Origin of the sequence: Streptomyces sp. NPDC001508, from assembly GCF_040298665.1 — a bacterium.
GTDB lineage: Bacteria > Actinomycetota > Actinomycetes > Streptomycetales > Streptomycetaceae > Streptomyces.
Map to the genome: position 1 here is coordinate 21493 of NZ_JBEPAP010000056.1, position 20117 is coordinate 41609.

A 20117-nucleotide genomic window follows, 5' to 3' on the forward strand; every position below is an offset into this window, starting at 1 on the left:
GCCGACGAGGCACGGCTGCGGGCCACGTACCGGACCGCCGAGGACGGCAGCCACCGCATCCGCACCATCGCCCCGCGCGGGTACGCCATCCCCGTGGACGGGCCCGCCGGCGATCTCGTCCGCGAGACCGGCGTCAGCCTCCAGGCCGGCTTACGACCCGGGCTCAGTCGAGGACCGCGACGGCCTCCACCTCGACCAGGTGCTCGGGTATGTCGAGCGCCGCCACGCCCAGCAGAGTGGCGGGCGGTACAGGGGTGACGCCGAGACGCGCCGCCGCCCGGTCGATGCCCGCCAGCAGCAGCGGCATCTTGTCGGCGGTCCAGTCCACGACATGCACGGTCAGCTTGGCCACGTCGTGGAAGGAACCGCCGACCGCGGACAGGGCGGTGCCGACGTTGAGATAGCACTGCTCGACCTGGGCGGCGAGGTCGTCCTTGCCGACCGTGACGCCGTCCGCGTCCCAGGCGACCTGGCCGGCGATGAAGACCAGCTTCGAGCCGGACGCCACCGACACCTGCCGATAGACATCGATCTCCGGCAGTCCGCCGGGGTTGACGAGGGTGATGGCCATGTGTGCTGACTCCTTGTGTCCGTCGGGCCCGAGGACCGCCTGCGCAGGGGGCGCAGCGCCTCGTGCTCTCTTGTGGTTACTCGGAAACCGTAGGAGAGTGGTCGCTGACATGGAAGAACGCACTTTTCGGTGACTGGGGAACCTCATGGTGACCAAGCAACTCAAGGGCACGCCCGATGACGCGGACCTCACCCGCGCCGACTCCCTTGCGCGGGAGATCTTCTCGGACGTCGCCAACAAGTGGGCGTTCCTGATCATCGAGTCCCTCGGTGAACGCACCCTGCGCTTCAGCGAGTTGCGAAACGAGATCGAGGGCATCAGCCACAAGATGCTCACCCAGAACCTGCGCATGCTGGAGCGCAACGGCCTGGTCGAGCGGACCGTGCACCCCACCGTGCCCCCGCGGGTCGAGTACACCCTCACTGAGCCTGGCCGGGGCCTCAGGGCGACCGTCGACGGAATGTGCGCCTGGACCCACCGCTACCTCGGCCATATCGAGGCCTCCCGCAGCCGCTTCGACACCTGACGCCCGAAACACGGATCGCCACGGTACGACCCCCACGAGTTCGGACCCCTGCACGACGGCTGAGACGGAGTTGCCATGCCCCTGCGGATGACACTGACCGCGGTGACCCTCGACTGCGCCGACCCACGGGAACTGGCCGCGTTCTATCAGCGCGTCACCGGATACGAGCCGCACCCGAAGTCCCATGCCGACTTCGCCGGCATCACCCGCGAGGACGGGTTCACCATCGGCTTCCAACGGGTCGACGACTACCGGGCCCCGCACTGGCCCGACCAGACGGTGCCCCAGCGACTCCACTTCGACTTCGATGTCGACGACCTCGACGAAGCCGAGGCCCTGCTGCTGAAGTGGGGCGCGGCCAAGCCGGCGCACCAGCCGCACGAGAAGCGGTCGCGGGTCTTCACGGACCCGGCCGGCCACCCCTTCTGCGTGACCGCGCGCTGACGCCGGGAACACCGACCGCGGGCGACGCCGACCGGGGTTCCGGCGCCGCACGGGCGACGTCCCGGCCTTGCCGAGCGCCTGAGCGGCGTCTAGCGTGACGGGCACATCAGACACCCTCAGCCGGAGGACCACCCGTCGTGCGAGTCGTCCCATGACAGCCGTCCCCGCCGGTGCCCCTGACGTGATGCCCTTCCCCGGCCTGTGCGCACGGGCCCGGGCCCTCGCCGGGTCCGGACGGCGCGCGATGCTGGGCATCGTCGGCGCACCGGGTTCCGGAAAGTCCACGCTGGCCTCGCACCTGGCCGCCGTGCTCGGCCCGGACACGGCCGTCGTGGTGCCCATGGACGGCTTCCACCTGGCCAACAGCGAACTGGAACGGCTCGGCCGCCGGCAGCGCAAGGGCGCACCGGACACCTTCGACGCCGCGGGGTACGCGGCACTGCTGCGCCGACTGCGCGAACCGACGGGGGAGTGTGTCTACGCCCCGCGGTTCCACCGCGCGTTCGAGGAGGCCGTCGCCGGCGCCATCCCGGTCCCGGCCGGGACGCCCCTGGTCATCACCGAGGGCAACTATCTGCTGCTGGACGACGGCCCCTGGGCGGGTGTCAAGGCGCTTATCGACGAGACGTGGTACGTCGCCACCGACGAGGAGACACGGCTGGACCGGCTCATCCAGCGGCATGTCGCCTACGGCAAACCGCTCGCCGAGGCCCGCGCGTGGTCGCTGGGCACCGACCAGCGAAACGCCGACCTCATCGCGGCCACGGCGGACCGGGCCGACCTGGTGTTCGCCCCGCCGCACCTCGCACCGGTGCCGTACGGCGCGGACCAGGACGTCCCGGCCGCAGGGTGACCATCGGCTGTCGCTCTGTCGCTCTGTCGAAAGGCCGGTCTGGCGAAAGGCCGGTGGGGCGAGAGGCCGGTCTGGCGAAAGGCCGGTGGGGCGAGAGGCCGGTGGGGCGAGAGGCCGGTCTGTCGAAAGGCCGGTGGGGTGAAAAGCCGATCTGCCGGTTCGTCGGTCTGCCGGGCGGTGGCCGCGTGGCGGGTCCGCCGGGCGGTGGCCGTGGCGATGGTGGCGGGCGTGGTCTTGGCGCCGCACGTGGCACGCGGTACGGTCGCTGCGACATCGACGACGGTACGACGGAAGCCGGTGGGAATCCGGCACGGTCGCGCCACTGTGTGCGAGCGCCCCTGGGCCGCTCGTGAGTCAGACCCGTGGCCGTCGTCCTGTGCACCACCGAGAGGGGACGCGAACTCCCCAAGGAGGTCCGCCATGGCGCAGCATGTCGCCCGGCCGTCAGCCACCACTCCTTCCGTTCCCGCCACGTTGCCGCTGAAGGCGATAGCCCCCTGGGCGGTCTTCTTCGGCATCCTGATGCTGGTCCTGCTCTACTTCGTCGGCGCCGAGCAGGGCGCCACCTCCGTGGTCAGCGGCACAGGCGTCCATGAATGGGTGCACGACGCCCGCCATCTGCTCGGCTTCCCCTGCCACTGACGCGAGGGGACGAAGCCCGCCCATGAACTCCGCAACCGTACGAGGCCTGCTTCTGCGGGGCATGCTCGCCGGCCTCGCGGCCGGCGTACTCGCCCTGATCGTGGCGTACTTCCTCGGCGAGCCGAGCGTCGACAAGGCGATCGGCTTCGAGGACGCCCACGCCCACACCCACGCCCACGAGCATGAGACGGAGGTCGTCTCCCGTTCCCTGCAGTCCACCGCCGGCCTCGCCACCGGTGTCCTCGTGCACGGGGTCGCCTTCGGCGGCATCGCCGCGCTCGCCTTCTGTTTCGCCCTCGGGCGTGTGGGCCGGTTCGGCCCGCGGGCGACGGCGCTGCTGCTGTCCGGCGGCGCGCTGCTCGCCGTGTACGTCGTGCCGTTCCTGAAGTACCCGGCCAACCCGCCGTCGGTGGGCGATTCCGACACCCTCGGCAGGCGGACCGCCCTGTACTTCCTGATGATGCTGCTCAGCGTGCTCCTCGCGATCGCCGCCACCATCCTGGGCCGGCGGCTCGCGTCCCGGCTCGGCCCGTGGCACGCCACCGTCGTTGCGGTGACCGCGTTCGTCGTGGTGATCGGTCTGGCGTATGCGTTCCTGCCGGTCGTCGACGAGGTGCCGGCGGGCTTCCCGGCCTCCCTGTTGTGGCGGTTCCGGCTGTCCACGCTGGCCGTCCAGGCCGTCCTGTGGGGCGGATTCGGACTGCTCTTCGCGGAGTCGGCCGAGCGGCTGCTGCACCCGGAGCCCGCAACGGCGGCTACGTCAAAGGCGGTTCCGGCCGCGCGCTGAGGACCGCGCCCGCGCCGTGTGCTCGGCCCGCCAGGGCCCTCGGAACCGTCCGGGGCCCGCCGGCGGCGGCGCCCGGCACGCAGCGGTGTCAGGCCGAGGCGCGCAGGTGCTGCCGCGCCCACTCCTCGAAGCCGGTGAGCGGGATACCGAGGGCCCGCGCGTATTCTGGGCGAGCCGGCTGGCCGGTCTCGTTCAGCCGGTCGTGCCCGGTGCCCATGGCGGGCATCCCGGCGGCGGTGGCCTCCTCCAGGGTCATGTCGGGGGCGGTCAGCTCCGTTCCCAGGACGCGGGAGAGCGTCCTGGCGATGTCGTTCATCGTCAGATAGTCGCCGGCCAGCTCCAGTTCCACGCCGTGGAACCGCTCGGGTGCGGCGACGGCGGCGGCCGCCGCCTCCCCGATGTCGTCGACCGCCACGAGCGACAGCCAGGTGCCCGGCTTCAGCAGGCTCACCAGACCGCCCTCGACGCCCCGGGGGAACAGGAACGCCTCGCCGGGCAGGAAGTTCTCCATGAAGAAGCCCGGCTTGATGAGCGTCCAGTGCGCGAAGCCCGCCGTACGGACGCGGTCCTGGATCCCGGCCTTCGTGGAGTAGTAGGGCTCCATCGCGGCCCAGCGGCCCTCCGCCCAGCCGGGGCTCTGTGTGTGCTGCCCGGCGCCCGACACGGACGTGTGCACGAACTGCGGTACGCCGGCGGCCAGCGCGCCCTCGATCAGATGGACGGCCTGCGCGAACTCGCCCTCGAAACCACGTCCGTTCAGGTCGGGCATCTGCACCGAGAAGACGGCGCGGGCCCCTTCGGCGGCCCGGACCACGGAGCCGCGGTCGTCGAGGTCACCGGCGACCAGCTCGGCACCGAGCGCTTCGACGGCCTTCGCCCGGTCGGTTGCGGGGTCGCGGACCAGCGCGCGGACGGGAACACCCGCCGCGAGCAGGGCGCGGGCGGTGGCGCCGCCCTGCCGGCCGGTGGCACCGGTGACCAGGACGGGTGCGGGATCTGTCGGCATGATGCTTCTCCCATGCTGCCCATAAGTTAAACGGCGGGGCCCGCCGTTTCTTCTCGGGTAAGATACGGAGGGCCCCGCCGATTAGCAAACTCCGAGGTGACGCCATGCCCGTCCAGCGTGCGGACGCCCGGCGCAACTACGCGCGCATCCTCGCGGTGGCCGAGGAGGAGGTCGCCGCGCACGGCGCCGACGCGTCCCTGGAGCAGATCGCCCGCACGGCCGGAGTCGGCTCGGCCACCGTCCGCCGGCACTTCCCCAGCCGCAGCGCCCTCTTGCAGGCGGTCTTCCGGGAGCGGATCGAGCACCTGTGCGCCCGCGCCCGTGACCTGGCCGGTGCCGCCGACAGCCGGGCCGCGCTGATTGAGTGGCTGGCCGCCCTCACCGCGTACGCCGCGTCCGCCCGCGGGATGGCGGCCGTACTCGCCCAGGATCCGGCGGGCGACTCGGACGCGGGACACGTCGACGCCTGCTCGGCCAGGCTCACCGAGGCCGTCGACCCGCTGCTGCGCCGCGCCGCCCGGGACGGTGCCGTGGCACCGGGCGTGACCGTCGCCGACCTGGTCACACTGGTCACCGGGATCGCCCTGGCCACGGAGCACCATCCGGACCCCGCCGGCGAGGCGGACCGGCTGCTGGCCCTGACCGTGGCGGGAGTCAGCCCGCGGCGGTGACGACGAGGAGAGCGGAAGCCATGGCGGACTGGAACCTGCGGTCGGCGTCGGTGTCGGACGTCGAGGCGGCGGCGCAGTTGCGCGCGGTCGTGCTGCGGGCGGACCTGGAACGCCTCGGACGCTACGACGCGCGGCGGGTACGGCAGCGGCTGCGCGACGCGTTCGACCCGGGGCACACCTGGGCGATCGAGGCGGGCGGCGTGTTCGCCGGCTGTGTGGCGCTGCGCCCGGCCGTGGACGCCCACTGGCTCGAGCACTTCTATCTGGCCCCGCACCTTCAGGGCCACGGCATCGGCTCGGGCGTGCTGGGTGAACTCCTTGAGCGGTGCGACCGCGACGGTCTCCCGGTCCGGCTGAACGTCCTTCAGGGCAGCCCGGCCCGGCGGCTGTACGAGCGGCACGGGTTCACCGTGGAGACCGAGGACCCGGTGGACGTGTACATGGTGCGCAAGCCGCACTGAGCAGGCCTGGGGGAGCGGCCGGCCACGACGGTGACGCAGACGAGCGACGGCACATCGCGGCATTTTTGGCTGAGCGCTCAGTCGGCCTCGGGCGCGGTCGGCGGGCGGCCCAGCCGCAGATTCCAGCGGCCGGCCCGGCCGCTCAGTTCGGTCGCCGTCAGCGGGGGGACGTCGAGGCGCCAGAACGCCGTCACGGGCAGGTCCAGCGCATGGACCACGGCCGCCCGTACGACCTCCGGCTCGACCACGGCGAGGGTGGGGCCGTCCGTGTCCGCGATGCCGGCCAGCCAGCGCGCGATCCGTCCGCACAACTCCCGCACCGACTCGCCGCCGTGCGGCGCGGCGTCCGGATCGCCGAGCCAGCGGGCGACCGCCTCCGGTGCGGCGGCGCCCACCTCGTCCAGGGTGCGGCCCCGCCAGCGCCCCGCGTCGAGACCGGCCAACTCCAAGGCCGCGAGGGCGTTCAGGCCGAGCGCCACGGCCGTCTCCCGGCAGCGCACGCTCGGCGAGGCCAGAACGCGGCCCGCCGGGGGCAGTGAACCGGCCGCCGAGCGGGCCCGGCGCGCGCCGCTCTCCTCGATCGGGGCGCCGTCGTCGAAGCGGGCCTGCCGCAGCGACACGCTCATGGCGGGGGAGACGAGGAACACTCGGCTGGTCATGACATCGCTCCTGCCGCCGGGAAGGGTGTGCCCGCGAGCCTAGGCGCTCCACCGGGAGCACGGCGATGTGCCGTCAGTCGTCCGCGGCGCCGTCCTGGCCGGTCGTTCCCCCAAGCCCTCGGCTCCGCTCGAAGAACCGGGACCCCCATCGCGGCGGAGCCGCATATCGACCCAACCCCGCGCCCCTACGCGGCGCTGTCGGACTACGACGCCGGTCAGTGGGAGGCGAGGAGTTCCAGTGTGTCGATCACCCGGTTCGAGAAGCCCCACTCGTTGTCGTACCAGGCCACCACCTTGACATGCCGGCCGTCGACGCGGGTGAGAGCCGAGTCGAAGATCGAGGAGGCGGGATTGCCCGTGATGTCGGACGAGACTAGCGCGTCGTCCGAGTATTCGAGGATGCCGGCGAGCGGCCCCCGTGCCGCGGCCAGGTACGCCGCGAGCACCTCCTCACGGGTCACCTCGCGGGCGACGGTCGTGTTGAGTTCGACGATCGAGCCCACCGGCACCGGCACCCGGATCGAGTCGCCCGACAGCTTGCCGTCGAGGTTCGGCAGCACGAGACCGATCGCCTTGGCGGCACCCGTCGTGGTCGGCACGATGTTCACGGCCGCGGCGCGGGCACGGCGGGCGTCGCGGTGCGGGCCGTCCTGGAGGTTCTGCTCCTGCGTATAGGCGTGCACGGTCGTCATGAAGCCGTGCTCGATGCCGGCGAGTTCGTCGAGCACCGCGGCCAGCGGAGCGAGCGCGTTGGTCGTGCACGAGGCGTTCGAGACGATGGTGTGCGCGGCCGGATCGTACGCGTCGTTGTTCACACCGAACGCGAGCGTCACGTCGGCCCCGTCGGACGGCGCGCCGACGAGCACCTTCCTCGCGCCCGCGGCGAGGTGGGCGCCGGCGGCCTTGGCCGATGTGAAGCGGCCGGTCGCCTCCAGCACGATGTCCACGCCGAGTTCGGCCCAGGGCAGTCGCTCCGGCTCACGTTCCGCGAGCACCCTGATGCGCCGGCCGTCGACGACGAGGGCGTCCCCGTCGACGGTCACGGGCCGGCCGAGCCGGCCGGCCGTCGTGTCGTAGGCGAGCAGCCGCGCGAGGGCCGCGGGTTCCGTGAGGTCGTTGACGGCGACGACATCGAGGTCGCTGTCGCGCTCCAGCAGTGCGCGCAGCACATTGCGTCCGATGCGGCCGAATCCGTTGACGGCGATGCGAGTCATGAATGGTGTCCCTTCGGTTCGCCCCCAGCCTCGCGTGCGGCGCCCGCCGTCGGCAGCGGCGTGAGTGCCATGGTTCGAAAGGATCACGCCATGCGGCGCCGGGAACCTATTCGCCCTGGGTGAAGGTGCGCCGGTACTCACTCGGGGTGGTGCCGAGGATGCGCTGGAAGTGCAGCCGCAGATTGGTGCCCGTGCCCAGACCGATGTCGGCGGCGATCTGCTCCACGCTCAGCTGCGAACGTTCCAGCAGTTCACGGGCGAGGTCGATACGGGCGCGCAGGACCCACTGCATCGGCGTGTACCCGGTGTCCTCGACGAAGCGCCGCGAGAAGGTGCGCGGCGAGACCGCCGCATGCCGGGCGAGCACATCGAGGGTCAGGGGCTCGCCCAGGCGGTGCAGCGCCCATTCGCGGGTCGCGGCGAACCGCTCGCCGAGCGGTTCGGGAACACTGCGCGGCACGTACTGCGCCTGACCGCCGCTGCGATAGGGCGCCGCGACCAGCCGCCGGGCCGCGTGATGGGACGCGGCCACCCCGAGGTCGCGGCGCAGGATGTGCAGGCACAGGTCGATGCCGGAGGCCGCGCCCGCCGACGTCAGCATGTCGCCCTCGTCGACGAACAGCACGTTCTCGTCGACCCGGACCAGCGGATGCCGCGCCGCCAGCGCCCGCGTGTAGTGCCAGTGCGTGGTGGCGCGTTTGCCGTCGAGCAGCCCGGTGGCGGCGAGCGCGAAGGCGCCGGTGGAGATCGCGGCGAGCCGCGCCCCCCGGTCGTGGGCGGCGATCAGCGCGTCGACCACGGCCCGCGGCGGGTCGTCCCGGTCCGGGAACCGGTAGCCGGGGACGAACGCGATGTCCGCCCAGGCGAGCGCGTCGAGGCCGTGCGCGACGTGGTACGACAGGCCGTCACCGCCGGTCACCAGCCCGGGCTCGGCACCGCACACCCGCACCTCGTACGGCATGCTCGCGCGGGTCGTGAACACCTGCGCGGGAATGCCGACATCGAGCGGTTTCGCGCCGTCGAGCACCAGGACGGCGACGCGCTGCAGACGGGAGGGCGGCACACGCACAGGGTACGCGGGGGCCGGCGGCGGCTTCGGCATGACGGCCGGGCACGGCCGGCGCCCGGACCCGGACCCGGACCCGACCCGGACCCGGACCCGACCCGGACCCGACCCGGACCCGACCCGGACCCGGACCCGACCCGGACCCGGACCGACCCGGCCCGGCGCCGGATATTGGCTGGACACCGCGGCGGCCGATCGCCAAGGGTGGCGCCATGCGGGAAACACAGGAGGACGACAGCGCGACACAGCAGCAGAAGATCTGGGACGCCGACACCGCTCAGCGGTACGACACCCCCGGCACAGGCATGTTCGCGCCCGAGGTGCTGGCGCCGACCGTGGAACGGCTCGCGGAACTCGCGGGCGACGGCGCGGCCCTGGAGTTCGCCATCGGGACCGGCCGGGTGGCGGTCCCGCTCGCGGCGCGCGGAGTCCCCGTCACCGGTATCGAGCTGTCACCGCCGATGGTGGAGCAACTGCGCACCAAGGCGGACGAAGCGGCCATCCCGGTGGTCATCGGTGATATGGCGACCACCGTCGCGCCCGGTGACTACACCCTCGTCTATCTCGTCTTCAACACGATCTCCAATCTGCTCACACAGGCCGAGCAGGTCGAGTGCTTCCGCAACGCGGCCCGCCATCTCGGGCCCGGTGGCCGGTTCGTGATCGAGCTGTGGGTGCCGGAGCTGCGCAAGCTGCCGCCGGGCCGGCGGGCCACCGTGTGGCACGCGGAGGCCGGATACATCGGGCTCGACACCTATGACGTCCTGCACCAGCGCGCCGTGTCGCATCACTTCCACTTCGACGAGAGCGATCAGGCGCGGCTGTTCCGCAGCCCGCACCGCTACATCTGGCCGGCCGAACTCGACCTCATGGCCCAGCTCGCCGGGTTCGAGCTGGAGACCAGGCACGCGGACTGGACCGGCGCCGAGTTCACCGCGGACTCGCGCTCACATGTGTCCGTCTACCGGCTCCCGCCGGCGTAGACCGCGGCGGACGCCAAGGCGGCGCACGAGGTCCGCGCACCTGATCGCCGGGCCGGGTCGGATCCGTGCGCGAACCGCGCCGAACTGCCCTGACGGCGACCCGAGTCGACGGCCGACGCGGCCCGACCGGCTCCCCGCTGGCGGATCTCGTCGGGGGTCCGCGCCGGGAGAGGGCCGGGCATACGGGGTCGTGGCCCGGCGGGTCAGGTGGTGGAGCGCAGGCGGCGGACCCGGTGCTGGGTGTGTCCGGACCGGCGGGGCAGCCGGACCCGGTCGGCCGGGCCGCCGTCGCCGGGCGGGCGCTCGCCGCCGTACGCGACGTACAGGCGCACCGAGTCGTACAACCGGTAGCGGCTGTGTCCGTTCCTGCCGAACTCGCTGACATATGTGATCTGGCGGCTCAGCAACTCGTCGAGCAGGTCCACCGCGAGCTGCCGGGACGGCGCCGCGCGTCCGACCACGTCGTCGACGCCGAAGTCCCCGCGCACCGCGCCGAGCCGGCGCAGCGAAGCCGCGATCGGGGCCGGTAAGACCCGGTGGCGGGCCGCCACGCTCGCCTGCAACGACAGATCCCCGACCCGCAGGAACGGCAGGCGGTCCCGCTCGTCCACCAGACGGTCGGCCAGGTCGCGCAGCGACCGGTGCGGGCGCGCCGACAGCCACAGCCCGGCGATGTGCAGGGCCAGCGGCAGCCGCCCGCAGGAGCGCACGATGCTCAGCGCGGCCGACGGCTCCGCGCGGGTGCGCTCGGCGCCCGCGAGGTCCGCCAGCGTCCGGTGCGCGTCCGGTGGGCCGAGCGCGCCGATCCGGTGTGTCAACTGACCTGGCAGCGCGGGGAGTTCACGTCGGGCGGCGACCAGGACGGCGCTGCGCGTATCGTCCACCAGCAGCGGCCGTATCTGCGCCTCGCTGTCCACGTTGTCGAGGACCACGAGGACGTGCCGGCGGCTGAGCGCGTCCCGCAGCCGGGCACCGGCCTCCTCCGGGTTCCGCACGGCGGGTGCCTCGCCGAGCGAGCGGAGGATACGGCGCACGAGCAGGTCGGGTGTGAACGGGGCGGCGGAGGCCGGATGCAGATCGACGAAGACCTGCCCGTCCGGGAACCGGTCGCGTACGCCGTGGGCGACTTGCAGGACCAGGGACGTCTTGCCCGCGCCCGGCGGTCCTACGACGACCGCGGGCCGTGCGCGGTCGCGGGCCTGCGGCGAGGAGAGATGGGCGCGGAGGGAGGCGACGATCCGCTCCCGCCCGACGAGGCGGTTGCGGGGCGCCGCGGGCAGTTCCGCGGGCAGCGGCTGCGGGGGCCGTTCGGGGCGTGGCACGGTGTGGCGCTCGGCGCGGGAGCCGCGCAGCAACCGCGTCACTTCGGCGGGTGGCAGACCGAGGGCCCCCGCGAGCAGGAGCAGTGACTGCTTCCGGGGCCGTGCGGTGTGACCGGTTTCGAGGTTGCGGATGGCCCGCACGCTGAGCCCCGACTTCTCCGCGAGGTCCTCCTGGGTGAGGCAGGCCGCCTCGCGCGCGTGGACCAGCGCCGCCGCAAGCGCGTCCACCGTGGATGTATCGCTCACTTCACGCCCATTTCGTCGTTCGGTGCTGCCCCGGCGTCCGGGCGCCGGGGCGGTGGTGAGCCCGCGGGGAGCCGACAGCCATGGCGCTCGCCGCGCGGGGAGATGCGTCGGGATCTGGGGTCGGGCCGGACACGGCCATCGCCAGAGCGAGGTCGGTGAAGGGGAAGGGGCATCGGGGGCGTCCGCGCGGATGCGGGGCCGGGGGGAACCGAGGGGGAACCGGGTGCCGCGCGGTGCGGCGGCCGGGGCGGTGAGCGGTAAGGGGCCGTCGCCGGGCGGGGGTTCAGTCCGCCGGGCGGGTCAGCGTCACCGTGAACTTGTAGCGGGAGCCGCGGTACACCGAGCGGACCCATTCGACCGGTGTGCCGTGCGCGTCGCGGGAATGACGGGACAGGAGCAGCATCGGCAGGCCCACCTCGGTGGCGAGCAGCGCGGCCTCACGGGGAGTGGCGAGCGAGGTCTCGATGGCCTCCTCGGCCTCCGCGAGGCACACCCCGTACGCCTCGGCGAGCGCCGTGTACAGCGACCGGTGCGCGGCCAGGGACCGGTGCAGCCCGGGAAAGCGCCGGGCGGACAGGTGTGTCGTCTCGATGGCCATGGGCTCGCCGCTGGCCAGCCGCAGCCGCTCCACGCGCAGCACGCCGTCACCGGCCGCGACGCCGAGCAGCGCCGACAGCTTCCCGTCCGCTGCGACCTGACTGATGTCCAGCACCCGCGAGGCGGGTTCGAGGCCCTGGGCATGCATGTCCTCGGTGTGGGAGGTGAGCAGGAGGGTGCGGTGGAGCTTGGGCCGGGCGACGAAGGTCCCCCTGCCCCGGACACGGTCCAGCCGGCCCTCGCCCACGAGTTCCTGCAACGCCTGCCGGACCGTGGTGCGCGAGGTGGCGAGCCGGACGGCGAGTAATCGCTCGGCCGGCATCCTGGAGCCGGGCGTCATCGCCCGCGTCATCGCGAGGACCTGCTGCTTGACCTCGTAGTACTTCGGGACGCGTGGCGCGCGGCCGGGCGTGGCCCGGTGCTGCGGGGTGCTGCTGACGTGGGTGGTCATGGCCTGCCTTCCCGGCTCGGTCGCCGGACCCCGTTATAACCCTCAACCGTGCTGTGGTCTAGTCCAAGTGGGGAATGCGGTCCGCTGCCGCGCCCGGTGAGACGTTCTTCGCCAAAGGGTCGAGATCGACGCCCTGGCAGCCTTGACGCTGCATAAAAGTCTAGGCCAAGCTCCCTCGTGCAGGTCTACACCATTAGCGCGTCGGGTCCCGTCGGTGCGCGGTGGCGGCGTGCGCAAAAAGCCGCCGGGCGTGGTCGGCGGCGGTCTTCGGGGGAGGGGGAGATGCTGCGCGGTCCGGCCGCCTCGGTGTGCCCTGCGGCCGTTCCGGGCTGCCCCTCATGTCCTTTCCCGTCCCTCCTCTCCCTTTTCTCCTCCTCGCCTCCACGTCTCCTCTCCTCCTCTTTCCACCTCCGCATCACGCGGCGGCGCGCGGCCTGGCCGACGGTGCCGTGAAGGGATGACGCCTTCGATGACCACTACTGCCACCGGCAACGAGACCCTCACCCGCGACGCGCTCGCGGTCCTGCAGCCGGGGTTCGCCGGCACCGCACCACCGGACTGGGTGCGCCGCCGGGTCGGTGAAGGTCTCGCCTCCGTAGCCCTGTTCGGCCGCAATGTGGTCAGCCAGGAGCAGGTCGCCGCCCTCACCGGCCAGTTGCGGGCCGAACGGGACGATCTGCTGGTGGCCATCGACGAGGAGAGCGGCGACGTCACCCGCCTCGATGTGCACACCGGTTCCGCGTTCCCCGGCAATCACGCGCTCGGCGCCGTCGACGACCCCGAGCTGACCCGGCGCGTGGCCCGCGAACTGGGGCGGCGGCTCGCCGACTGCGGCGTCAACCTCAACTGGGCGCCGTCCGCCGACGTCAACGCCGACCCGGACAACCCGGTCATCGGCGTGCGCGCCTTCGGTGCCGACACCGACCTGGTGGCGCGGCACACGGCGGCGTACGTCCGGGGCATGCAGTCCAGCGGCGTCGCCGCGTGCACCAAGCACTTCCCGGGGCACGGCGACACCAACGTGGACTCCCACCACGCCGTGCCGCGCATCGACGTCGACGAGGACACGCTGCGCGGGCGCGAACTCGTCCCGTTCCGCGCCGCCATCGAGGCCGGCACCCAGGCCGTCATGAGCGCACACATCCTCGTCCCGGCGCTGGACCCGGAACGCCCCGGCACCCTGTCCCGCCGCATCCTCACCGAGCTGCTGCGGGGCGAACTCGGCTATGACGGGCTGATCGTCACCGACGGCATGGAGATGCGGGCCATCGCCGGGGTGTACGGCCTGGAGCACGGGGTGGTCAGGGCGATCGCGGCGGGCGCGGACGCGATCTGCGTGGGCGGCGGGCTGTGCGACGAGGACACGGTGCTGAAGCTGCGGGACGCCCTGGTCGCCGCCGTCCACCGCGGTGAACTCCCCGAGGAACGGCTCGCCGACGCCGCGGCCCGGGTACGGCGGCTGGCCCGCTGGACCGCCACGACGCGGCGTACCGCGCGGGCACAGGCGGCACCCGACGAGGAGATCGGACTGGTGGCCGCCCGCAGGGCGCTGCGGGTGCGGCGCGGGGCGCAGGCGACACCGGTCGACGCACCGGTGTACGTGGCGACGTTCAACCCGGTTCCGAACATCGCCGTCGGCGACGTGACCCCGTGGGGGGTCGCCGGCGAACTGGAGCGGCTGCTGCCGGGCACCACGAGCGGCTCCTTCAGCGGGGTGGGCGCGGGCGCCGACGCCCTGGCGGCGGCGGGCGACCGCCGTATCGTCGCCGTGGTCCGCGACGAGCACCGGCACCCGTGGATGCGGTCGGGCCTGGATGTGCTGCTCGCCGCCCGCCCGGACACGGTCGTGGTGGAGATGGGCGTTCCGCAGTCCCCGCCGCGGGGCGCCGTGCACATCGCCACGCACGGAGCCGCCCGGGTCTGCGGCCTGGCCGCGGCGGAGACCATCGTCGCGAGCTGACCTGAGTCCCCCGACGTCCCCGGGCCGAGGGCCCCGCAGCGCGACCGCGCCGCGGGGCCCTCGGCGTGTCCGCGCCGGTCAGGGCGCCACCGGCCGTGGACCTCAACGACCGGCAGTTCACAGGCACTTGGCGGGCAGCTTCGAGCGGAGATCGTTGACACCGCAACTGGTCCAGTCCAAGTTGAACGTACCTCAGTTCGATCGTCGTGGCGATCTGGGATTCAGCCACTCGGCCGCCGAAGAACTCGATCCCTGGAGTGATTGCATGCCGACGCATGCCCCCTATCTGTACCGTGCCGCCTCACGGCGCCCCTACTTCAGCGCGGACGGCGAGAGCTATCTCGCACAGACACCGCTGCGCGACCTCGACAAGTCCCGCCCGCTGCGCGTGCTGTCCGAGGAGGACTTCGCCTTCTGGCAGACGTACGGCTATGTCGTCGTCCGGGACGCCATCTCGCCCGGCGCCGCGAAGAGCCTGCTCGCATTCGCCTGGGAGTTCCAGGGCCTGGACCCCGACCGGCCCGAAACCTGGTACGAGGAGCGCGAGTTCCGCTCGGACCTGGACCGCGACCTGCATGTCTATGGATTCGTCGAGGCGTACCACCACCAGCTCATCTGGGACAGCCGGCAGACCCAGCGCGTCCACGACGCCTTCGTCGACGTATGGGACTGCGAGGAGTTGTGGGTCACGCTCGACCGGCTCAACCTCAACCCGCCCAACCGGGGCAACCGTTCCCGCTCCCTCATCGCACCCACCGACGAGGGTTTCGACATCGAGCTGCACTGGGATGTCGACACCACCCTCGGCGTGCTGCCGCAGCGGGTGCAGGGCATCATCGCCCTCAACGACACCCAGCCCGAACTCGGCGGTTTCCAGTGCGCGCCCGAGCTGTTCCGCCGCTTCGAGCAGTGGCGCATCGAGCAGCCCGCGGGCCGCGACCCGATCAGGCCCGCGATCGACCGCGCCGAGTTCCCGGTGGTGCGGCCCGAGCTCCAGGCCGGCGACCTGCTGATCTTCAACGGCCTGCTGGCGCACGGAGTGGCGCCCAACACCTCTGACAACGGTGTCAGGGCCGTCCAGTATCTGTCGATGATGCCGGCGCTGGAAGAACACGAGACACTGCGGAACTCCCGCGTCGAGTCGTGGCGGACGCTGAGCACCCCGGACTGGAACGCGACACTGCTCGGCGACGCGACCCGGCCCGAGGCGCTGCGCTACGGACCCGCCACCCTGAGCGACCTGGGCCGCAGGCTGCTGGGACAGGAATCCTGGAGCGGACGGGCGTGCGCCGAGTGAACCACGTAGGACGCCCCGACCGGATCTGTCTGGCCCTGCCCACGAACCGGGCGTGCTCCGCCACCATCGCCGCCATCGGCGAGGAGGCGGCGTACGCGGCCCGCCACTTCGACGTCGAGGTGCACCTGCTGATCCTCGACTCCTGCGACGACGCCACCCGGGCCGCGCACGCCCGCGCCGTGGCGGAACTCCCGGCCGTACCCCATGTGATCGTGCACCACCTCGGCGAGGCGGAGCAGCGCGACCTCCTGCGCGACGTGATCCAGCGCTCCGGCATCGCCGACGGGGGCGCGATGCTCCGGCTCCTGCTGCCCGCCGATGTCTCCTACGGCGCCTGCACGAACCGTGCCTTCCTGATCGCCGCCGCGCTCGGCTGCCGCTCCGTGCACCGCAGGGACTCGGACAGCACCTACCAGTGCCCGGACGGCACGCCGCTCTTCCCCATCCACCACGAACTGCGGTCCCTGGGCAGGCCCGCGGCCGAGGCGTCCGCGGGCGTGACCGAAACGCTTCTCGACCCGGCCCACGCCGAGCGGCCCGTGTCCATGGTGGGTTCCTCGTTCATCGGCGAACTCTCCGTGGACATCGGCGAGATCGCCCGCCTCGACCCGGGCGTCCACCACGACGTCGTGAGCCTGTGGGCGCCCGCCGACTGGCCGGAGACAAGCAAACGGCAGCTGGTCGAGGAGTCGTTCACCGGCGCCGGCTCCGCCCGGTTCACCGAAGACCACTCGACGCTCACCGTCGTCGACCCCATGCGGGTGGACATGTGCAACATCAGCTTCGACCACGCGGTGTACGAGCGGGTACCACTGCCCCCGGCGACCAGCACCATCGGCAGCGACTACTTCCTCATCCACCTGGTCCACGACGCCGCGCTCCCCGGCGTGCTGCACAACCGCACCATCGAGAACTTCTACACCCCGCAGCGGCGCACCGACACCGGGTTCGTCGCCTACCAGACGCGGTTCGTGAAGTTCCTGCTGTCCATGCTCTACTTCCACCACGTCTACGCCCGGATGGCCGCGGCGGGCGACGCGCTGCTCGACCACCGCGGGCACGTCCGGGCCGACACCGTCGTTGAGTTCCTGCGCGAGAGCACCGGCCTCGACCGCGCCGAGAACGTGTGGCGGCTGGACCGCGTCGACACCTCGTACCGCAAACTCGGCGGCCGTTACGAGGCGTTCGCCGACCTGCTGGCCCCACGCCGAGAACAACTCCTCGACGAGGCCGAACGGGACATGGCGGACTTCGCCCTGCTGACCGGCGCCTGGGCGCGGCTCGTGCGGGCGGCACGGGACCGGGGGCCCAGGAGCGCGGGCGGGTGAGCGTGGACCTGTCCCCGCGGCTTGCAGCCGCCCTCGCCCGCGCCACGTCGGACCGCATCGTCTACGACCTCGCCGGGATCGAGCACCACTACGAGCAACTGCTGCGTGAACTGCCGCAGATCGCCGTGCGGTTCGCGCTCAAGGCGTGCCCCGTCGACGAGGTGCTGAGCTGCCTCGCGGGGCGGGGCGCCGGCTTCGACGCGGCGAGCCCCGCCGAGATCGCCCAGGCCCTGCGCACCGGTGTGCCCGTCGACCGGATCCACTACGGAAACACCGTGAAGTCCGACGCGGACATCGCCGAGGCACATCGGCTCGGGGTGCGCACCTTCGCCACCGACAGCGTGCAGGACGTCGCGGCGATCGCCGCCCACGCCCCGGGCTCCCGGGTGTTCTGCCGGCTCGCCACCAGCGGCGAAGGCGCGCTGTGGGGCCTGAGCCGTAAGTTCGGCTGCACCCGGGACGACGCGGTGCGGGTGCTGTCCGCGGCGGCGGCGGCCGGCCTGACACCGGCCGGACTGTCGGTGCACGTCGGCTCGCAGCAGATGACCGCCGACGCCTGGCGGCAGGCGTTCGACTTGCTCGGCGACGCGATCGCCGCGCTGGCCGGGCGGGGCATCACGCTCGACCTCGTCAACCTCGGCGGCGGCCTGCCCGCGCTCGGCTACCTCGACCGGCAGGGACGCCCGCTCGAACCACCGCTGGACAAGATGTTCGCCGTCATCCGCGACGGCATGGAGCAGCTGCGGCACCTCAGCCCCGGCCCCCTCGACTTCGTGATGGAGCCGGGCCGCCACCTGGTGGCCGACCACGGCGCCATCCGGGCGCATGTGTACCGGCTGACCAGCCGCGAGCAGCCCGAGCAGCCCGAGCAGCCCGAGCAGCCCGAGCAGCCCGAGGGGAACGACGGGGGCAGGGCGCACTGGTTGTACCTGAGCTGCGGCAAGTTCAACGGACTGTACGAGATGGACCAGCTGCGCCACCGGCTTGTCTTCCCCGGCCACCGGGGCGGGGACCGGGTGCCGGCGGTGATCGCCGGACCGACCTGCGACAGCGACGACGCCTACGGGAGCGGACACCGCGCCACGCGCGTCCCGGCCGCCGCCGCCTCGGGCGACCCCGTCTGGATCCTGTCCGCCGGCGCCTACGCCACCAGCTACACGACCCGGGGGTTCAACGGATTCCGTCCGCTGCCGTACACCTGTGTGCGCGACGGACACACCGGTCCCGTCATGACCGTGGAGAGGACGCACTGATGGGCCACCCGCCGCGCGTCCGTGCCATCGCCGACGCCGACTGGCCGCACGTCGCCGCCCTGGAGGCCGACACCTACGCGGGCAGTTCGCTCACCGAGGGCCGGGCCGCCCTGGAGTCCCGGGGGCGGGCCTCGCCCGGCACCTGCTTCGTCCTCGACCTGGACGGCCGGATCGCGGGCTATGTGCTCGCCCTGCCCTACCCGATGTTCCGCTACCCCGATCTGACCCGGCCGGAGCGGCTGACCCATCACTCGCGCAACCTCCATCTGCACGACCTCGCCGTCGCCGAGCCGCTGCGCGGCAGGGGCCTGGGGCGCCGGCTGCTCGCCCGTCTCACGGCCGTGGCCGCCGCCCGCAGATACGAACGGATCTCGCTCGTCGCGATCGACGGGATGGAGGGCTTCTGGCGGGCCCACGGCTACCGGACCCATCACGGGGTCCACGTCCCGCCCGGCTACGGCGAAGACGCCGTCTACATGTCGACAGGGGTGCCCGCGAGCCGGCCCCTCGAACAGGAGGAAGCGGGTTGACGAACACCGTCCGTGTGCACGACGCGTCGCGCCGCGCCAAGTGGGCCATCGCCGCGCTGTTCTGCTTCCTCGGCTTCCAGTACGCCACCTGGGCCGCGCGGCTGCCCACGCTCAAAAGCGGACTCGGGCTGTCCGAGACGGAACTGGGGCTGCTGCTGATGGCCTGCGGCGCCGGGGCCGCCGCCTCCTTCCCGCTGGTCGCCCTCCTCATGCGGCGGCTCGGCTCCCGGCGTCTCGCCCTCGCCTCGGCACTCCTCCTCACGGCGCTGCTGGCGCTTTTGTCCGTGGCGCCGAACTATCCGGTCGCCCTCCTGATCATCTGCTGTGACGGCGTCGGCGTCGGCGCGCTGAACGTCGCCATGAACGCGCAGGGCGCCGAGCTGGAGACGAGGTTCCGGCGCACCGCCATGTCCCAGCTGCACGCCACCTTCAGCGCCGGGCTGCTCGGCGCCGCGCTGCTGGCCTCCGGGGTGAACCTGGTGACCTCGGCCGTCACGGCGCACTTCGCCGTGGCCGTCGTCCTGCTGATGCTGCTGCTCGGCTACGCCCGGCCGGGGCTGCTCACCGAGGCGGCGCGGCAGCCGGCCGAGACCGCCGGGCCGGACGCCGGCGCACAGCCACCCGAGGGGGCGAAGAAGCGCCGTCCGGCGCTGACCGTGCCGTCGCGCATGACGCTGTGGATGGGCTGCGCCATGGCGTTCGGCACCGTGACCGAGGGCGCCATGAACGACTGGTCCGCGCTCTACATGAAGGACGTCGCCAAAGCGTCCGAGACGGTGGCGCCGATGGGCATCGCCGTCGTCTCGATGATGATGCTGGTGGCCCGGGTCCTCGCCGACCGCTGGCGCACCCGCTGGGGCGACGGACGCGTGGTGCGCGTCGGCAGCGCGGTGGCCGGCGTCGGTCTGGCGCTCGCCCTCCTGGCCGGCGGGGTGGTGCCCACGCTGGCCGGCTTCGCCTGCGTGGGTCTCGGTGCGGCGGCCGTGACACCGTGCGTGTACGTGGCCGCGGCGGCGAAGGGGTCCGACGCCCTGGCGCTGGTGGCCGCGATGGGCACCACCGGGCTGCTGGTGGGTCCTGCCCTGATCGGCTTCATCGCGGGCGCGGCCGGCCTGGTCCCGGGCATGGCCGCGGTGGCGGTCTCGGCACTGATCGTCTGCCTGTCCGCGACCCGGATCCGCTGGGCCTCCCTGGTCCCGGCGGTCGCCGAGTGAGTGCCGGGCGGGGCACGCCGGGACCCGGCGGCCCGG

At 72.8% G+C, this 20117-nt stretch carries 21 protein-coding genes; 14 read left to right on the top strand and 7 right to left on the bottom strand.

Translation table 11 applies throughout. The features are described 5' to 3' along the window. Positions 1-163 precede the first annotated feature (163 nt). On the bottom strand, positions 164-571 hold the full coding sequence (locus ABT245_RS34905) for a RidA family protein (RefSeq protein WP_351741748.1): 408 nt from the start codon (positions 569-571) through the stop codon (positions 164-166). 145 nt (positions 572-716) lie between these two features. On the opposite strand from ABT245_RS34905, the gene ABT245_RS34910 reads away from it, so the two are divergent. The 5 genes from ABT245_RS34910 (at position 717) to ABT245_RS34930 (ending at position 3823) form a co-directional block, all read left to right on the top strand. Further along, positions 717-1097, top strand: coding sequence for a winged helix-turn-helix transcriptional regulator (locus ABT245_RS34910; protein ID WP_351741751.1), 381 nt, complete (start codon positions 717-719; stop codon positions 1095-1097). A gap of 75 nt (positions 1098-1172) precedes the next feature. Further along, complete coding sequence (locus ABT245_RS34915) at positions 1173-1541, top strand: VOC family protein (RefSeq protein WP_351741754.1); 369 nt, start codon at positions 1173-1175, stop codon at positions 1539-1541. Positions 1542-1692: 151 nt separating this feature from the next. Further along, complete coding sequence (locus tag ABT245_RS34920; RefSeq protein ID WP_502982252.1) at positions 1693-2394, top strand: nucleoside/nucleotide kinase family protein; 702 nt, start codon at positions 1693-1695, stop codon at positions 2392-2394. A 420-nt stretch (positions 2395-2814) separates the two neighbouring features. Continuing rightward, entirely contained in the window at positions 2815-3036 is a 222-nt protein-coding gene (locus ABT245_RS34925) for a CbtB domain-containing protein (RefSeq protein WP_351741756.1), read from the top strand. Positions 3037-3058: 22 nt separating this feature from the next. After that, the gene (locus tag ABT245_RS34930; protein ID WP_351741759.1) at positions 3059-3823 is read left to right on the top strand and encodes a CbtA family protein; all 765 of its coding nucleotides are present in this window, start codon (positions 3059-3061) and stop codon (positions 3821-3823) included. Positions 3824-3911: 88 nt separating this feature from the next. Here ABT245_RS34930 and ABT245_RS34935 read toward each other — a convergent pair whose 3' ends face one another. Beyond that, on the bottom strand, positions 3912-4829 hold the full coding sequence (locus ABT245_RS34935) for an NmrA/HSCARG family protein (protein WP_351741761.1): 918 nt from the start codon (positions 4827-4829) through the stop codon (positions 3912-3914). Positions 4830-4933: 104 nt separating this feature from the next. Between ABT245_RS34935 and ABT245_RS34940 the strand changes: the two genes are divergently transcribed. Further along, positions 4934-5500: a TetR/AcrR family transcriptional regulator gene (locus ABT245_RS34940; protein WP_351741763.1), complete on the top strand. Its 567-nt coding sequence runs from the start codon at positions 4934-4936 to the stop codon at positions 5498-5500. Between the two features lie 20 nt (positions 5501-5520). Then, positions 5521-5961, top strand: a complete 441-nt coding sequence (locus tag ABT245_RS34945) for a GNAT family N-acetyltransferase (protein ID WP_351741766.1) — start codon at positions 5521-5523, stop codon at positions 5959-5961. A gap of 77 nt (positions 5962-6038) precedes the next feature. Here ABT245_RS34945 and ABT245_RS34950 read toward each other — a convergent pair whose 3' ends face one another. The 3 genes from ABT245_RS34950 to ABT245_RS34960 form a co-directional block, all read right to left on the bottom strand. After that, positions 6039-6620, bottom strand: a complete 582-nt coding sequence (locus tag ABT245_RS34950; RefSeq protein ID WP_351741769.1) for a histidine phosphatase family protein — start codon at positions 6618-6620, stop codon at positions 6039-6041. 215 nt (positions 6621-6835) lie between these two features. Next, on the bottom strand, positions 6836-7834 hold the full coding sequence (gene gap, locus ABT245_RS34955; protein ID WP_351741772.1) for a type I glyceraldehyde-3-phosphate dehydrogenase: 999 nt from the start codon (positions 7832-7834) through the stop codon (positions 6836-6838). 106 nt (positions 7835-7940) lie between these two features. Next, positions 7941-8936, bottom strand: coding sequence for a GlxA family transcriptional regulator (locus ABT245_RS34960; protein WP_502982253.1), 996 nt, complete (start codon positions 8934-8936; stop codon positions 7941-7943). A gap of 176 nt (positions 8937-9112) precedes the next feature. On the opposite strand from ABT245_RS34960, the gene ABT245_RS34965 reads away from it, so the two are divergent. After that, the gene (locus ABT245_RS34965; RefSeq protein WP_351741777.1) at positions 9113-9883 is read left to right on the top strand and encodes a class I SAM-dependent DNA methyltransferase; all 771 of its coding nucleotides are present in this window, start codon (positions 9113-9115) and stop codon (positions 9881-9883) included. Positions 9884-10086: 203 nt separating this feature from the next. Here ABT245_RS34965 and ABT245_RS34970 read toward each other — a convergent pair whose 3' ends face one another. Next, entirely contained in the window at positions 10087-11451 is a 1365-nt protein-coding gene (locus ABT245_RS34970; RefSeq protein ID WP_351741780.1) for an AAA family ATPase, read from the bottom strand. Positions 11452-11734: 283 nt separating this feature from the next. Beyond that, positions 11735-12499, bottom strand: a complete 765-nt coding sequence (locus ABT245_RS34975; RefSeq protein WP_351741783.1) for a GntR family transcriptional regulator — start codon at positions 12497-12499, stop codon at positions 11735-11737. Positions 12500-12968: 469 nt separating this feature from the next. On the opposite strand from ABT245_RS34975, the gene ABT245_RS34980 reads away from it, so the two are divergent. From ABT245_RS34980 to ABT245_RS35005, 6 genes are all read left to right on the top strand, one after another. Then, positions 12969-14459, top strand: coding sequence for a glycoside hydrolase family 3 protein (locus ABT245_RS34980; protein WP_351741785.1), 1491 nt, complete (start codon positions 12969-12971; stop codon positions 14457-14459). A gap of 265 nt (positions 14460-14724) precedes the next feature. After that, on the top strand, positions 14725-15756 hold the full coding sequence (locus ABT245_RS34985) for a phytanoyl-CoA dioxygenase family protein (protein ID WP_351741787.1): 1032 nt from the start codon (positions 14725-14727) through the stop codon (positions 15754-15756). Then, positions 15753-17084, top strand: coding sequence for a DUF6271 family protein (locus ABT245_RS34990; RefSeq protein WP_502982254.1), 1332 nt, complete (start codon positions 15753-15755; stop codon positions 17082-17084). Before ABT245_RS34985 ends, ABT245_RS34990 begins: the two co-directional genes overlap by 4 nt. Further along, positions 17081-18337, top strand: coding sequence for a type III PLP-dependent enzyme (locus tag ABT245_RS34995; protein WP_351741793.1), 1257 nt, complete (start codon positions 17081-17083; stop codon positions 18335-18337). The genes ABT245_RS34990 and ABT245_RS34995 overlap by 4 nt, the downstream gene beginning before the upstream one ends. After that, positions 18337-18867 carry a GNAT family N-acetyltransferase gene (locus ABT245_RS35000; RefSeq protein WP_351741796.1) on the top strand — a complete coding sequence of 177 codons (531 nt, stop codon included), beginning with the start codon at positions 18337-18339 and terminating at the stop codon, positions 18865-18867. The genes ABT245_RS34995 and ABT245_RS35000 overlap by 1 nt, the downstream gene beginning before the upstream one ends. Then, positions 18864-20081 carry an MFS transporter gene (locus tag ABT245_RS35005; RefSeq protein WP_351741799.1) on the top strand — a complete coding sequence of 406 codons (1218 nt, stop codon included), beginning with the start codon at positions 18864-18866 and terminating at the stop codon, positions 20079-20081. Before ABT245_RS35000 ends, ABT245_RS35005 begins: the two co-directional genes overlap by 4 nt. The last annotated feature ends 36 nt before the right edge of the window (positions 20082-20117 follow it).